The organism is Bradyrhizobium sp. SZCCHNS3002 (assembly GCF_032377435.1).
Classification (GTDB): domain Bacteria; phylum Pseudomonadota; class Alphaproteobacteria; order Rhizobiales; family Xanthobacteraceae; genus Bradyrhizobium.
Window position 1 is genome coordinate 23,692 of the sequence record NZ_JAUHHY010000001.1, and the last position, 12,456, is coordinate 36,147.

The following is a 12,456-nucleotide window of genomic DNA, read 5'->3' on the forward strand; positions in this document are numbered from 1 at the left end:
CGGCAGCGGCCACGCGATCTTGACGGCGGATGATCGCTATCATCGGATGGCGGTGATCATGACGCGATCGCGCCATGGTCTGTCCGCATCAGGTGGGCGCAGACGGTCTGGTTTCAAGTGGGATTTTCGGAAGGGGCGCGGGAATTGTCGTCGGACAACAGGTGGCTGCGCAGCGCCCGGCTCGAGCTGGCCTATTTCAGCGGTCGCACGCTGCTCGCCTCGCGAGCCGCGGCCGGCGCCGGTGCCGTGCTGCGGTTCGAGCGGGTGCGGCCGCGGCGCAAGGGCGCGTTCCAGCCGCTGACATGCGCGGAGATCACGCCCGTCTTCCTCGACAAGGTGATCCGGGCGCTGAAGCGCTGGGGCTACGAGATCGTCTCGCTCGACGAGGCCTGCGACCGGTCGGTCCGGCTGCCCGACAGCCGTCGCTTCGCCTGCCTGAGCTTCGACGGCGCCGCGAAGGACCTGATCACGCACGCCTATCCGGTGCTCGCGCACCACGGCGTGCCGTTCACCGTCTACGTGCCCTCGGCCTTTCCTGACGGGCTCGGCGAAGCCTGGTGGCTGGCGCTGGAGGCCGTGATCGCGCGCGAGGCCCGCATCAGCCTCGTGATCGATCATCGTGAGCAGCGCTTCAACGTGTTTACGCCGGCGGAAAAATACGAGCTGTTCGCGTATCTTTCGGCGTGGCTGCGCAAGCTGCCGCCAGCCGAGTTGTCGATCGCGATCCGCGACCTCTGCTCGCGCCACTCGGTCGATCTCACCGCGCTGAGCCGCGAGTCCGCGATGGACTGGGCCGACATCGCCCGGCTCGCCGCCGACCCCAACGTCACGATCGGCAGTGCCACCGTGCATTATCCCGTGCTCGCCAATCTCAGGGATGCCGACGCCCAGCGCGAAGTCACGATGGGCAGGGCGGTGCTGGAGACGGCGCTGCGCCGCCCGGTCCGGCACATGGCGTATCCGTTCGGCGACCGCTCCTCGTTCCGCCGCAGCGATGTCGTGCTCGCGGAGCAGGCGGGTTTCGTCAGCGCGGCCTCGGCGATGTCAGGCGTCGTGCAGAGCGAGGGCCGCACCCATCTGCACATGCTGCCGCGCATCGCCTGGGACGGCCGCTCGCGCTCGCTGCGCGCCTTGAAGGTGCTGATGGCCGGGGTGACCCTGCCGCGGGAGAAAGCCGCGCAGCCGCCGAAGCTCGATCTCGGCTGATCAGCCCTGCTGTTGCTCCCGATCGGGGCGCAGCATCCAACTGACGATCGGCATCGCCGGCAGCACCCATCCCATGCCGACAACGACGTAATACACCGCCTGCAGCCAGCCGGAATTGGCGATCAGGGGGAATTGCGCCATCACCATGCCCATCATCGACCAGGCGAAGGCGAGCAGCAGCAGCGCGACAGCGCCGATCAGTTTGCGGGTGCGGATCGTCATGACGGGATTGTCAGCCTCGGCTGGGGGCGGCGCGGCTTGCGCGCGATTTGGTCGGGATTATAAGGGCCTGTCAGCCCCGGTTCAATCGAGCGTTCAACATCCATGACCACGGTTCCCCGCACGACAGATCTCGCCGCGATCCGCATCTGGCTCCTCGTCGTGGCCGGCCTGATCGCGCTGATGGTGCTGGTCGGCGGCGCGACACGGCTGACCGAATCCGGGCTGTCGATCGTCGAATGGAAGCCGGTCACCGGCACCCTGCCGCCGCTGACGGAGCAGGCCTGGAGCGACGCCTTCGCGGCCTACAAGACCATTCCGCAGTACCGGCAGATGAACGCCGGCATGACCCTGCACGCGTTCAAGACCATCTTCTGGTGGGAATGGAGCCACCGGCTGCTCGGCCGCGTCATCGGCATGGTCTATTTGCTGCCGTTCCTGTGGTTCCTGTGGCGTGGCGCCGTCTCCGGCCCGCTCGGCCGCAGGCTGTGGCTGATCTTCAGTCTCGGCGCGCTGCAGGGGGCGGTCGGCTGGTGGATGGTGGCCTCCGGCCTCACCGAGCGCACCGAGGTGGCGCCGGTCCGCCTCGCCACGCATCTGTCGCTGGCGCTGCTGATCTATGCTGCGATCGTCTGGACCTTGCAGCGGCTGAAGCCGCGCGAGGCGGCCGAGGCGCCGGCGCGGCTGCGGCTGATATCCTGGGTGCTGGTCGGCGTCACCTTCGTGCAGCTCTATCTCGGCGCGCTGGTCGCGGGCCTGCGCGCCGGCCTCGTCTACAACACCTGGCCGGAGATCGACGGCGGCCTGATTCCGAAGGCGGCCCATCTGTGGATCCATTCGCCGTGGTGGATCAACCTGTTCGAGAACGACCTGACGGTGCAGTTCATGCATCGCATGACCGCGTACACGCTGCTCGCGCTCGCCGCCTGGCACGCCTTCGACGTGATGCGCGCCGGCGCCGGCCGCGCCGTGGTGCGCGGCGCGCACCGGCTGCTCGCGGCGATTCTGGTGCAGGCGGTGCTGGGCATCGCAACGCTGCTGATGGTGGTCCCGATCTCGCTGGCGCTGTCGCATCAGGGCACGGCCATCATCGTGCTGACGCTCGCCGTGCTGCAGGCCGAGCGCCTTGCGCCGCGGCGTGTGGCCGCGGTCGCAGTGCCGCAGGCGGCTGTCGTTGCGGGGCAAGCAGGGTAGGGCCTCACCGCCGTCATTGCGAGGAGCGAAGCGACGAAGCAATCCAGAGTCACGCCCGCGACTCTGGATTGCTTCGCTTCGCTCGCAATGACGTCGAGACATGAACTCTCATCCTCGCGCGCCGATAGCGCCGAGCCATGCCGGTCGTTTCGCCCTCGAAACACGCGAGGGCGCGGGGAAGGCCGGATGCCTGGCCGGCACCCATGGCCCGCGTGCAAAGAAAAAAGCACGCGGCGGTCACCACAGGTACGGCCGAAAACACCCGGCCTTCCCCGCGCGATGGTTTTAACGCTTATACGCGATCTCCCCGGGGACCGGCTGTCTTGCCCCCGTCACCCCGCGCGATGCTGAAAGCACCGACACGAGACTTGGCGCCAGCGTCGGGGCGCCAGGACCACGCGATTTCGCCGTCCGTGACCAGCCGCTCGTCCGCGCAAGCATTCGCCCACGCACGGCCCGCCACGTCCACCGCATTCCCACCCCACGCAACTGGACGATCCGGAAGCGCCCCTCGGCTGGATAGGAACAAAAAGAGAACATAAACTGAGTTGGGTCGTTTGGCAAGCGCGGCGATGCGACGGTTCGTCGATTGGGGCTGACTATGCAATTCGAGTTCGATTGGGACCCGGCAAAGGCAGAGAACAATCGGCGGAAGCATGGTGTCGCCTTTGAGCAGTCGATGAGCGTTTTCAGCGATCCGTTGGCGCTCTCGCGTCTGGACGACGGGTCTGGCGCAGGCGAGGAACGATGGGTTACGATGGGACGCAACGTTGCCCACGAGCTGCTGTTGGTTGTGCATACCTATACGGAACTGGCAGTAGACCGCGCAGCGATCCGTATCATTTCGGTTCGTCGGCCGACCCGGCGCGAAATCCGCTCCTACGAGAATGGATGATCCGATGAAGAACGAATACGATTTCTCCAATGCGGAGCGCGGCAAGTTCTTTCGCAAGGGAGCGCGCATCGTGCCGCCGGTACATCTGGAGCCCGATGTGCTCGATCATCTCGCAGGGCTTGCCAGTGCGCGCGGCGTCTCGCTGAACGAGCTCGTCAACACGCTCCTCAAGGAGGATATTGAGCGGATCGAGGCTGCGAAATAGCTCTTTAGCGCTGCTATGACGGACCTCACGATGCGCTTGACTAGGGACTTTCGAGAGACGCTGCAAGCGCGCGCGGAACGCGATCCGGCTTTTCGCGAGGCGATGTTCAAGGAAAGTGAGCGCTCTGCTGCTCGGTGAAGTCGACGAAGGGCGCGCCCGCTTGCGTGCCTACATCAATGCAACGATTGGCTTCGACGCATTGAGCAAGGCGCTCGGCCGACCGCCGAAGAGCCTGATGCGCATGTTTGGTCCTTCAGGCAATTCGACGGCCGAGAACCTGCTCGGTGTGATCAATGTGTTGCAGGCTGAGACGGGCGTGCAGCTCGAGGTGCGCGTTGCCGCGGCTGAGTAAGTAGTGGTTTGGACTCCTTGAAGTCGGCTGCCAACCCCGCAAACTAGCGCTACACTCAACAATACCCGTACACGCCGCAGGCATAGGGCAGGCGGAACATGTAGCTCGTGTAGCCTTCGCCGCCGTAATACGCGCCCTGGTAGTCGTAGGAAAAGGCGCGGCCGTAGTAGCCGGGCAGCTCCTGGCGGCCGAGCAGCAGCGGGGTCGAGGGCCACATCGGGGAGATCAGCGAGTCCTGGTCCTTGACGACGACGATTGTGGGCGGCGCCTTGACCGCGCGGCGGGCCTTGTAGTGGACGAGCTTGTCGTGGACGGCCGGCAGGTCGGCTGCGAGCACGACGCCATTCGCCGCGATGGCCGCCAGCAGCATCATGATCACCAACGTTCGCATTCTGCTCTCCTTGCAGCTCCGGGACGGCCGGCGTGATGCCATGCGACATCGGTGCTGTTGGCTGCACCGGAGCGATTCCATGGCCGGCAGGATGGGCCCTGTATGGTTAACGAAAACCTTCCAGCGCGCGGAACGGGGCTGCAATCACCCGTAGAAGGACGGGCTTTTTCAGCTTTTGTTAAGTTCTGCGGGTGCAAGGTTACGGGTGCCGGCGATTTTGAAGGCCGGCTGGACGCAAACCAGCACTGTCTGCGTCCGGGATGAAAATCTCTGCTGCATTTCCATCAGAGTGTCAGACCAGAAGGGTTCGCGCATGTCGGTCATCGTGATGTCGGCGTCCGCACGTCTCAGGCTGCTGTCCAGGACTGAAGCGTCGCAACCGCATCTTGCCATCGCCGACGAGGTCGCCGCCTGTCGCCAGGCGCTGACGGCGCGCCGGTCGATCGCGACCGCCGCGCTTCCGCTGACGAGCCCCGCGCAGGCGAGCCTGCTGGTGCTGCTGAGCTAGATCCGGAGTTAACGAGGGCGCGGTCCGAGACGCCGGCAACGGCATGACCGTGGGACGAAAGAGAGCGCGGAAGGCCAGGGGAGGCCTGTCGCGCTCTCTTTGTTTTCGAGGCCCGGATCGCCATCTCGGTCTCAGCCGTTCGTCAAGCCCCGGGCATGACGTCGATGGCGATATGCGTGTGCAACTCGCGTCTGAGATCGCCGCACGTTCAGCGCAGCTGCCGACCCGCCTACGCGCTCAGCGCCTGCTCGAGGTCGGCGATCAGGTCTTCCTTGTCCTCGATGCCGACGGAGATGCGGACGATGTCGGGGCCGGCGCCGGCCTTGATCTTGGCGGCATCGTCGAGCTGGCTGTGGGTGGTCGAGGCCGGGTGGATCACCAGCGAGCGGGTGTCGCCGACATTGGCGAGATGCGAGAACAGCTTCAGGTTCGACACCAGCTTGACCCCGGCATCGTAGCCACCCTTGAGCGAGAAGGTGAACACGGCGCCGGCGCCTTTCGGGCAGTATTTGCGGGCGAGCGTGTGATACTTGTCCTCGGGCAGGCCGGCGTAACTCACCGACGCCACGGCGGGATGCCTGCTGAGATATTCGGCGACCGCCTTGGCGTTGTCGCAGTGCTTCTGCATGCGCAGCGGCAGCGTCTCGATGCCCGTCAGGATCATGAAGGCGTTGAACGGCGACAGCGCGGGGCCGAGATCGCGCAGGCCCAGCACGCGGCAGGCGATCGCGAAGGCGAAATTGCCGAACGTCTCGTGCAGGCGGATGCCGTGATATTCGGGACGCGGCTGCGTCAGCATCGGATATTTGTCGCCACCGCCGGCCCAGTCGAAGGTGCCGGCATCGACGATGACGCCGCCGATCGAGTTGCCGTGGCCGCCGAGGAACTTGGTCAGCGAGTGCAGCACGATGTCGGCGCCGTGATCGATCGGGCGGATCAGGTAGGGCGAGGCCAAGGTGTTGTCGACGATCAGCGGCACGCCCGCCTTGCGCGCGACCTGCGCGACCGCCTCGATGTCGGTGATGGTGCCGCCGGGATTGGCGAGCGACTCGATGAAGATCGCCTTGGTGCGCGGCGAGACCGCGGCCTCGAAGCTCGCGACGTCGTCTGTGTCGGCCCACACCACGTTCCAGCCGAAACTCTTGAACGCGTGCGTGAACTGGTTGATCGAGCCGCCATACAGCTTTCGCGCGGCAATGAACTCGTCGCCGGGCGACAGCAACTGCTGCAGCGCCACGACCTGCGCGGCATGGCCCGAGGCAACGGCCAGCGCGGCGGTGCCGCCCTCGAGCGCGGCGACGCGCTCCTCCAGCACGGCGTTGGTCGGGTTGCCGATGCGGGTGTAGATGTTGCCGAACGCCTGCAGCCCGAACAGCGAGGCGGCGTGGTCGGCATCGTTGAACACGAAGGACGTGGTCTGGTAGATCGGCGTCGCCCGCGCGCCGGTGGTCGGGTCGGGCTGGGCGCCGGCGTGAATGGCGAGGGTGGCAAATCCCGGGGCACGTTCGGTCATGGTGTTTCCTCTTGGCTTGATCCGTTGCGCGCCGGCGCCGGCTGGCGCAGGGATCGATGATGGGAGACGGTGTCGATAGCGCGCATCGTGCGCCTCCGCGTCATCCCGGCGGAGGACATTTGCCAGCGGCCAGGATGGCGTCAAGGCTGCCGGCGCGGATCGCTCCGATTTGAAATGCGCTGCTGTGTCGCGCCGTCGTCGCGACACGTTCCTTTCGCAGATGCGTCAGGTGGGATCGCTTCTGTCCTTCGCGGCGCGGTCGGCCGCGGCCGTCGCGCCGCCGCCGACGCTGGTGCGGTTCAGCGACAGCCGCATGCCCTGGGTCGGGATTGGCGCGCGCTTGGCGCTGATGGTGCGGGAGTTGACGCCCATCCACGAGATCTCCGACGACAGCCGGCCATACTCGATCTTGGGGCATCGGTTCATCACGACCTTCAGCCCGGCGGCCTCGGCCTTCTCGGCCGCCGCATCGTCACGCGCGCCGAGCTGCATCCAGATCACCTTCGGCAAGGGTGAGAGCTTCAGCGCCTCGTCGACGACGGGCATGATGTGCTGCGAGCTCCGGAAGATGTCGACCATGTCGATCGGGCGGCCGATGTCGGCGAGCGAGGCGACGAAGGGGCGGCCCATCAGGCTCTTGCCGACATGGCCGGGATTCACCGGGATCATGTCGTAGCCGCGTTGCACCAGATATTTGAAGGCGAAGAAGCTCGGCCGGATCTCGGACGGCGAGGCGCCGACCATCGCGATCACCTTCACACCGTTGAGAATGCCGCGGATGTAGTCGTCGGGGTAGGTGTCGTGATTCATGGGCTCGCGCTTCTATTAGTTGCCGTCATTCCAGGGCGCCCGGAGGGCGAACCCGGAATCTCGAGCTGAGTTCGACCAATTCGAGATTCCGGGTTCGATGCTTCGGATCGCCCCGGAATGACGAAGTTGCTGAAACCGTCATTGCGAGGAGCGACAGCGACGAAGCAATCCAGGGGCTCGGGTGGGACTCTGGATCGCGGCGCTGCGCTCGCGATGACGGCGGAGAGAGCGTCGGTGCTCACTCATCCCGCCACGTCGGCGTCCGCTTTTCGATGAAGGCGCCGATGCCTTCCTCCGCGTCGCGGGCGAGCATGTTCTGCGTCATCACCTCTGCCGCATAGCGATAGGCGTCGGCAAGGCTCATCTCGGCCTGGCGGTAGAATGCCTCCTTGCCGAGCTTGATCGTATAGGCCGATTTGCGCGCCACTTGTTGTGCCAGCGCAATCGCGGTGTCGCGCTCCGTGCCGGCCGTGACCACGCGGTTGACGAGGCCCAATTCGCGGGCGCGCGGGGCGGGAACCGGCTCGCCGGTCAGCAGCATCTCCATCGCCTGCTTGCGGGGCACGTTGCGCGACAGCGCCACCATCGGCGTCGAGCAGAACAGGCCGATGTCGACGCCGGGCGTAGCGAACGAGGCGCGCTCGGAGGCGACGGCGAGATCGCAGCTCGCGACCAGTTGGCAGCCGGCGGCGGTGGCGATGCCCTGCACGGACGCGACAACGGGCTTCGGCAGATGCACGATCGCCTGCATCATCGCACTGCAGGCATTCATCAGTTTGGCGAAGAAGGCGCGGCCGCGGTCGGCGTCGCCGCGATGCGCGGTGAGTTCCTTGAGGTCATGGCCGGCGCAGAACGCCGGGCCATTTGCTGCGATCACCACGGCGCGCACGGCCTTGTCGGCGCCGATCTCGGCCAGGGCCTGATGCAGCTCTGCGATCAGCGGCTCCGACAGGCTGTTGCGCTGTGCCGGGCGGTTGAGCGTGAGCACGGCGACGGCGCCCGCCATCTCGCGCAACAAAATCGGCGTATCGGCGGCGTCGGCGAGGGCAGGGGCGGACATTGCGATTTCCATATGGGCGCGTCGATGCAGCTAATGTAACAGATGAGCGACGACGAGAGCAGGGGGAGACATGACGGCGAAGATGACCATCGCGGAGCTGGAAGCGTTCCTGCACGCGGAATTTCCCCAGGCGTTCCGCACCGGCGGCGACATTTCGATCGAGAGCGCCGATGGCAAGAGCTGCCGGATGCGCCAGCGCTTCAACGAGCGCATGTTGCGCCCAGGCGGCACCGTCTCCGGGCCGACACTGATGGCGCTGGCCGATTTCGCGATGTACGTGGTGCTCTTGTCGGCGATCGGCCCGGTCGGGCTCGCCGTGACCACGAATCTCAACATCAACTTCCTGCGCAAGGGCGCGGCCGGCGCCGACGTGCTGGCGGAGGCGCGGCTGCTCAAGCTCGGCAAGCGGCTTGCGGTCGGCGAAGTCACGCTGTTGTCAGGGGAATCGCCTGATCCGATCGCCCATGTCACGGCGACCTATTCCATTCCTAATGCGTAGGGTTTTTGAGGGTATTATTGCACCATATTTGTAAGTCGCTGTTTTTATTGTATTAATTTCGCGTGGATGGCGTTGACGAATGCAGGCCGCTTCTCTAGAAGCTGCGACCAGTTCGGCGCGTCACCCGCGCCGCATTCTCCCTGTCACGGATATCTCTCATGAAAACCTTTTCGGCAAAGCCGGCCGAGGTCCAGAAGAAGTGGGTCGTCATCGACGCCAAGGGTCTGGTCGTCGGTCGTCTCGCCACGCTGGTCGCGATGCGGCTGCGGGGCAAGCACCTCCCGATCTATACCCCGCACGTCGATTGCGGCGACAACGTCATCATCGTCAATGCCGCGCATGCCGTGCTGACCGGCCGCAAGCGCGAGCAGAAGACGTACTACAAGCACACCGGCTATGTCGGCCACGTCAAGGAGCGCACCGCGCGCCAGATCCTCGAGGGCCGCTTCCCCGAGCGCGTGATCGAGAAGGCCATCGAGCGCATGATCCCGCGCGGCCCGCTCGGCCGCGTGCAGATGGGCAATCTGCGTGTCTATGGCGGACCTGATCATCCGCACGAGGCGCAGAACCCCGAGAAGATCGACATCGCCAAGTTGAACCGCAAGAACACGAGGGCCGCATAAGATGGCCGAAAGCATCCAGTCTCTCGATCAGCTGTCGCAGCTCAAGGGCGCCGTCACGGCCCCGGACGCTCCGAAGTATGAGAAGAAGGTCGACAAGTTCGGCCGCGCCTATGCCACCGGCAAGCGCAAGGACGCGGTCGCCCGCGTCTGGATCAAGCCGGGCTCCGGCAAGGTCACCGTCAACACCCGCGACATCGAGGTCTACTTCGCCCGTCCGGTGCTGCGCATGATGATCGAGCAGCCGATGGTCGTCGCCGCCCGCAAGGGCCAGTACGACGTGATCTGCACGGTCGCCGGCGGCGGTCTGTCCGGCCAGGCCGGCGCGGTGCGTCACGGCCTGTCCAAGGCTCTGACCAATTTCGAGCCGGAGCTGCGCAGCGTCCTCAAGAAGGGCGGCTTCCTGACCCGCGACTCGCGCGTCGTCGAGCGTAAGAAGTACGGCAAGGCCAAGGCCCGCCGCTCCTTCCAGTTCTCGAAGCGCTGATCTCCTGGGTCCGGCTGCGGCCGGATCCGTCAGCTACCAATACGAACGGGCGCCCTCGCGGGCGCCCGTTTTGCTTGGAGGTTGTGTGATCAGGCGCTGGCGCGGCGCGCGGTCAGCCATTGGCTCGGCGCCAGCGGCTTCGACACCACGCGGACCTCGCCGATGCTGCCGATGAAGCCATCGGACGGCGCGCGGTCCCACCAGCCGCAGCCGAGCGCCCAGGGCTGGGACGCTGCGACGCTCGCGATGCCGTTGCCGCCGATCACGCTGCGCACGACCGGCGCGCCCTCGATGTAGAGCACGGTGGAGTTATCGGTGGGGTCGTTGACGATGGCGAGGTGATACCAGGTGTCGAGCATGATCTCGCCGGACCAGTCGGTCTGCGGCTGTCTGGTCGAGCTCGACGGCACGATCTCCCACTGCACCTCGCGGAGGTTGGAGATCGCGAACAGGATCGGCGGCGATTCCGGGTCGCCGCCGGTATAGCCCGGCAGCCAGCCGCGGTTGCCGAAGCGGGTGAGTATGTTGCACCAGGCATGATCGGCCGCCTTCCAGTTCGGATCGATCTTGATGAAGGCCTCGACCGTGTAGCCGGATGCGAAGGTCGCGGCATTGATCGGCGCGTTGGCCGCCGTCGTGAACCAGCTGAAGCGGCCGGCGCCTTGCTTGGTGGTGTTGAGGAACTGAACGCTCCCCGGCGCTGACGACAGGCGGTGCTTGTCGGCGGTGAAGGCCACATCGGCGACCTCCGCGGCACCGGCGAGCGATGCGCGCTGCATTGGGTTGGCGGCGGTGAGGTCCGACAGCGCGGTGCCGGCGGCCACCGCCTTGCCGATCGCCGACGACGCGATCCGCCAATGCGCTGTTGTCTCGGCGATCAGCGGATAGTCCTGTTCGTTCGCGGGCGGCACCACCACCGGCTCCGGCGCCTCGGTGTAGTTGGCATAGAGATCCTGCTTCACCCGCGGCAGGATCGGCGTGCCGGCGAAGGCCGGCAGATGGCAGAAATTGGTGAAGCGTGAAAAACGCCGGCGGAAGTCGATGGCAATCGAGAACTCGTGGTTGTCCTCCGTCAGCCAGGCGCGGTCGAACTGCTTGAGACTGTCCTTCGGCTTCTCGACCACCCAAGGCGAGAACGAGGCGACGTCGATCTTGTTGGCCGTGAAGTCGAACTCGTAGAGCCGCATCAGGCCGTTGCCGCCCTGATAGGCCATCTGATAGTCGACCACCATCTGGTGCACGGGGTTATGGAAGTCGTTGATCTTCGTCAGCAGCGCGCCGCCATGATAGTGGCCGTTGAGCGTCATGAAGATCTGGTCGTTGCTGCGGATCAGCTTCTCCCAGAGGTATTGACCGTAGGCGACCTCGAGCGGGCTCGTGCCGTCATTGGCGATGTTGAGCAACTGGTGGTTGGCGAGGATGACCGGCAGCATCGGGTGCCGCGCGATCATGCTGCGCGCCCAGGCGACGGCGTCGTCCGAGGCACGCCACGACAGCGACAGCACCATGAAGCTGACGCCGCAGGCGTGGAACACATGCGCCTCGTGCCAGCCGCTCGGATGCCGCTCCAGGAAGGTCCGCTGCTTCGCCGCGCGGCTGGCCGGAAACCATGACAGATACGGCTCCGATGAACCGCGCTGCGCATCGGTGCCCGCGCTCTGGCTCGCCGCGCTCTCGAACTCCAGCGCCGACAGCACGTCGTGATTGCCGGCCAGCACCGAATACGGCCGGCCGGCATTCTCCAGCAGCTTCATTGCGGCGTCGGCGACGGCCCATTGCTGCGGATGCCTGGACTGGTCGACGACGTCGCCGAGATGGATCGTGAATGGGATGTGATATTTCGCGGCGTTGTCGACAATGAACTGGGTCTGCGCCGGATAGGGCGTGCTGCCATATTGCCGCTGATAGGCCTGGCCTTCCTCGGAGGTCGCATAGCGCGAGTAGAACTGCGTATCGGGGAGGACGGCGAGCGCGAAGCTGGTGGTGACGTGGTGATGATGGTGGTGCATGCGCCAATGCGCGTGCGCGGCCTGGCCCGGCAACAGGCTGGCACCGAGGCCGAGCGCCGAGACGCCCATGGCATTGCGCAGCAGCGTGCGGCGATCGACGCCCTGGGTTGCTTGCGGATCGCGCGACGGATGATTTGGTGCGGCCTGGCTGTCGTATGAATCGTCGTCGAAAGACATTCTCGTCCCCATCGCATGCGACCGATCGCGCTGCTGTCGCGCCGTGGTAGGGAGAGATGATCTCAAATTTGAGAAGGTTTCTTATCGTTTCCATGAGTGTTCGGTGCGGAGCGGGAAACGATTGATTCCACATGCTCAGTTCCGCAACTCTCAATAATTAGCTGCATTTCGTGCAATCAAGGCGGGCGCGCATGGTGCCTGGCGCGATCGGTTTTGAATCCTGTTTGCAGCATTTTGCGCAGCAATTTGCCGACGAGTTGTGCCGAGCTTTTCGAGAAAACTTGGTATCCCAGGCAAACCTCTTTCGAACA

At 65.4% G+C, this 12,456-nt stretch carries 15 protein-coding genes; 9 read left to right on the forward strand and 6 right to left on the reverse strand.

The features are described from left to right. The first annotated feature begins 144 nt into the window (after positions 1-144). Positions 145-1,206 (forward strand): polysaccharide deacetylase family protein, encoded by a 1,062-nt coding sequence (locus QW845_RS00100; protein WP_315799661.1) that lies wholly within the window; start codon positions 145-147, stop codon positions 1,204-1,206. Here the strand turns inward: QW845_RS00100 and QW845_RS00105 are convergent, their stop codons facing one another. Then, positions 1,207-1,428, reverse strand: coding sequence for a DUF2842 domain-containing protein (locus QW845_RS00105; protein ID WP_315799662.1), 222 nt, complete (start codon positions 1,426-1,428; stop codon positions 1,207-1,209). A 102-nt stretch (positions 1,429-1,530) separates the two neighbouring features. On the opposite strand from QW845_RS00105, the gene QW845_RS00110 reads away from it, so the two are divergent. The 4 genes from QW845_RS00110 (at position 1,531) to QW845_RS00125 (ending at position 4,071) form a co-directional block, all read left to right on the forward strand. Then, entirely contained in the window at positions 1,531-2,619 is a 1,089-nt protein-coding gene (locus QW845_RS00110; RefSeq protein WP_315799663.1) for a COX15/CtaA family protein, read from the forward strand. Between the two features lie 601 nt (positions 2,620-3,220). Continuing rightward, the gene (locus QW845_RS00115; RefSeq protein WP_315799664.1) at positions 3,221-3,514 is read left to right on the forward strand and encodes a BrnT family toxin; all 294 of its coding nucleotides are present in this window, start codon (positions 3,221-3,223) and stop codon (positions 3,512-3,514) included. Between the two features lie 4 nt (positions 3,515-3,518). Next, a complete protein-coding gene (locus QW845_RS00120) occupies positions 3,519-3,719 on the forward strand; it encodes a hypothetical protein (protein WP_315799665.1) in 201 nt (66 codons plus the stop codon). 115 nt (positions 3,720-3,834) lie between these two features. Beyond that, a complete protein-coding gene (locus tag QW845_RS00125; protein ID WP_315799666.1) occupies positions 3,835-4,071 on the forward strand; it encodes a transcriptional regulator in 237 nt (78 codons plus the stop codon). Between the two features lie 55 nt (positions 4,072-4,126). Here QW845_RS00125 and QW845_RS00130 read toward each other — a convergent pair whose 3' ends face one another. Then, positions 4,127-4,462 carry a hypothetical protein gene (locus QW845_RS00130; RefSeq protein WP_315799667.1) on the reverse strand — a complete coding sequence of 112 codons (336 nt, stop codon included), beginning with the start codon at positions 4,460-4,462 and terminating at the stop codon, positions 4,127-4,129. Between the two features lie 313 nt (positions 4,463-4,775). Between QW845_RS00130 and QW845_RS00135 the strand changes: the two genes are divergently transcribed. Next, positions 4,776-4,970, forward strand: a complete 195-nt coding sequence (locus QW845_RS00135) for a hypothetical protein (protein WP_315799668.1) — start codon at positions 4,776-4,778, stop codon at positions 4,968-4,970. Positions 4,971-5,199: 229 nt separating this feature from the next. Here QW845_RS00135 and QW845_RS00140 read toward each other — a convergent pair whose 3' ends face one another. The 3 genes from QW845_RS00140 to QW845_RS00150 all read right to left on the reverse strand — a co-directional run bounded on the left by QW845_RS00140 (position 5,200) and on the right by QW845_RS00150 (position 8,353). Further along, entirely contained in the window at positions 5,200-6,483 is a 1,284-nt protein-coding gene (locus QW845_RS00140; protein WP_315799669.1) for an O-acetylhomoserine aminocarboxypropyltransferase, read from the reverse strand. Between the two features lie 225 nt (positions 6,484-6,708). Further along, on the reverse strand, positions 6,709-7,293 hold the full coding sequence (locus QW845_RS00145) for a CoA-binding protein (RefSeq protein ID WP_315799670.1): 585 nt from the start codon (positions 7,291-7,293) through the stop codon (positions 6,709-6,711). A 238-nt stretch (positions 7,294-7,531) separates the two neighbouring features. Next, positions 7,532-8,353: an enoyl-CoA hydratase gene (locus tag QW845_RS00150; RefSeq protein WP_315799671.1), complete on the reverse strand. Its 822-nt coding sequence runs from the start codon at positions 8,351-8,353 to the stop codon at positions 7,532-7,534. A 70-nt stretch (positions 8,354-8,423) separates the two neighbouring features. Between QW845_RS00150 and QW845_RS00155 the strand changes: the two genes are divergently transcribed. From QW845_RS00155 to rpsI, 3 genes are all read left to right on the forward strand, one after another. Further along, positions 8,424-8,852 (forward strand): PaaI family thioesterase, encoded by a 429-nt coding sequence (locus QW845_RS00155; protein ID WP_315799672.1) that lies wholly within the window; start codon positions 8,424-8,426, stop codon positions 8,850-8,852. A 158-nt stretch (positions 8,853-9,010) separates the two neighbouring features. Beyond that, positions 9,011-9,475 carry a 50S ribosomal protein L13 gene (gene rplM / locus QW845_RS00160; RefSeq protein WP_315799673.1) on the forward strand — a complete coding sequence of 155 codons (465 nt, stop codon included), beginning with the start codon at positions 9,011-9,013 and terminating at the stop codon, positions 9,473-9,475. A gap of 1 nt (position 9,476) precedes the next feature. Further along, positions 9,477-9,959 (forward strand): 30S ribosomal protein S9, encoded by a 483-nt coding sequence (gene rpsI, locus QW845_RS00165; RefSeq protein ID WP_006611043.1) that lies wholly within the window; start codon positions 9,477-9,479, stop codon positions 9,957-9,959. 89 nt (positions 9,960-10,048) lie between these two features. Here rpsI and QW845_RS00170 read toward each other — a convergent pair whose 3' ends face one another. Beyond that, on the reverse strand, positions 10,049-12,145 hold the full coding sequence (locus tag QW845_RS00170; protein WP_315799674.1) for a LamG-like jellyroll fold domain-containing protein: 2,097 nt from the start codon (positions 12,143-12,145) through the stop codon (positions 10,049-10,051). Positions 12,146-12,456 lie beyond the last annotated feature (311 nt).

Bases quoted from the DNA above. Each gene is read 5' to 3' on its own strand.
- QW845_RS00150 (WP_315799671.1), bottom strand. From the start codon at position 8,353: ATGTCCGCCCCTGCCCTCGCCGACGCCGCCGATACGCCGATTTTGTTG.
- QW845_RS00110 (WP_315799663.1), top strand. From the start codon at position 1,531: ATGACCACGGTTCCCCGCACGACAGATCTCGCCGCGATCCGCATCTGG.
- rpsI (WP_006611043.1), top strand. From the start codon at position 9,477: ATGGCCGAAAGCATCCAGTCTCTCGATCAGCTGTCGCAGCTCAAGGGC.
- QW845_RS00115 (WP_315799664.1), top strand. From the start codon at position 3,221: ATGCAATTCGAGTTCGATTGGGACCCGGCAAAGGCAGAGAACAATCGG.
- QW845_RS00170 (WP_315799674.1), bottom strand. From the start codon at position 12,145: ATGTCTTTCGACGACGATTCATACGACAGCCAGGCCGCACCAAATCAT.
- QW845_RS00130 (WP_315799667.1), bottom strand. From the start codon at position 4,462: ATGCGAACGTTGGTGATCATGATGCTGCTGGCGGCCATCGCGGCGAAT.
- QW845_RS00105 (WP_315799662.1), bottom strand. From the start codon at position 1,428: ATGACGATCCGCACCCGCAAACTGATCGGCGCTGTCGCGCTGCTGCTG.
- QW845_RS00135 (WP_315799668.1), top strand. From the start codon at position 4,776: ATGTCGGTCATCGTGATGTCGGCGTCCGCACGTCTCAGGCTGCTGTCC.
- QW845_RS00140 (WP_315799669.1), bottom strand. From the start codon at position 6,483: ATGACCGAACGTGCCCCGGGATTTGCCACCCTCGCCATTCACGCCGGC.
- QW845_RS00155 (WP_315799672.1), top strand. From the start codon at position 8,424: ATGACGGCGAAGATGACCATCGCGGAGCTGGAAGCGTTCCTGCACGCG.
- rplM (WP_315799673.1), top strand. From the start codon at position 9,011: ATGAAAACCTTTTCGGCAAAGCCGGCCGAGGTCCAGAAGAAGTGGGTC.
- QW845_RS00145 (WP_315799670.1), bottom strand. From the start codon at position 7,293: ATGAATCACGACACCTACCCCGACGACTACATCCGCGGCATTCTCAAC.
- QW845_RS00120 (WP_315799665.1), top strand. From the start codon at position 3,519: ATGAAGAACGAATACGATTTCTCCAATGCGGAGCGCGGCAAGTTCTTT.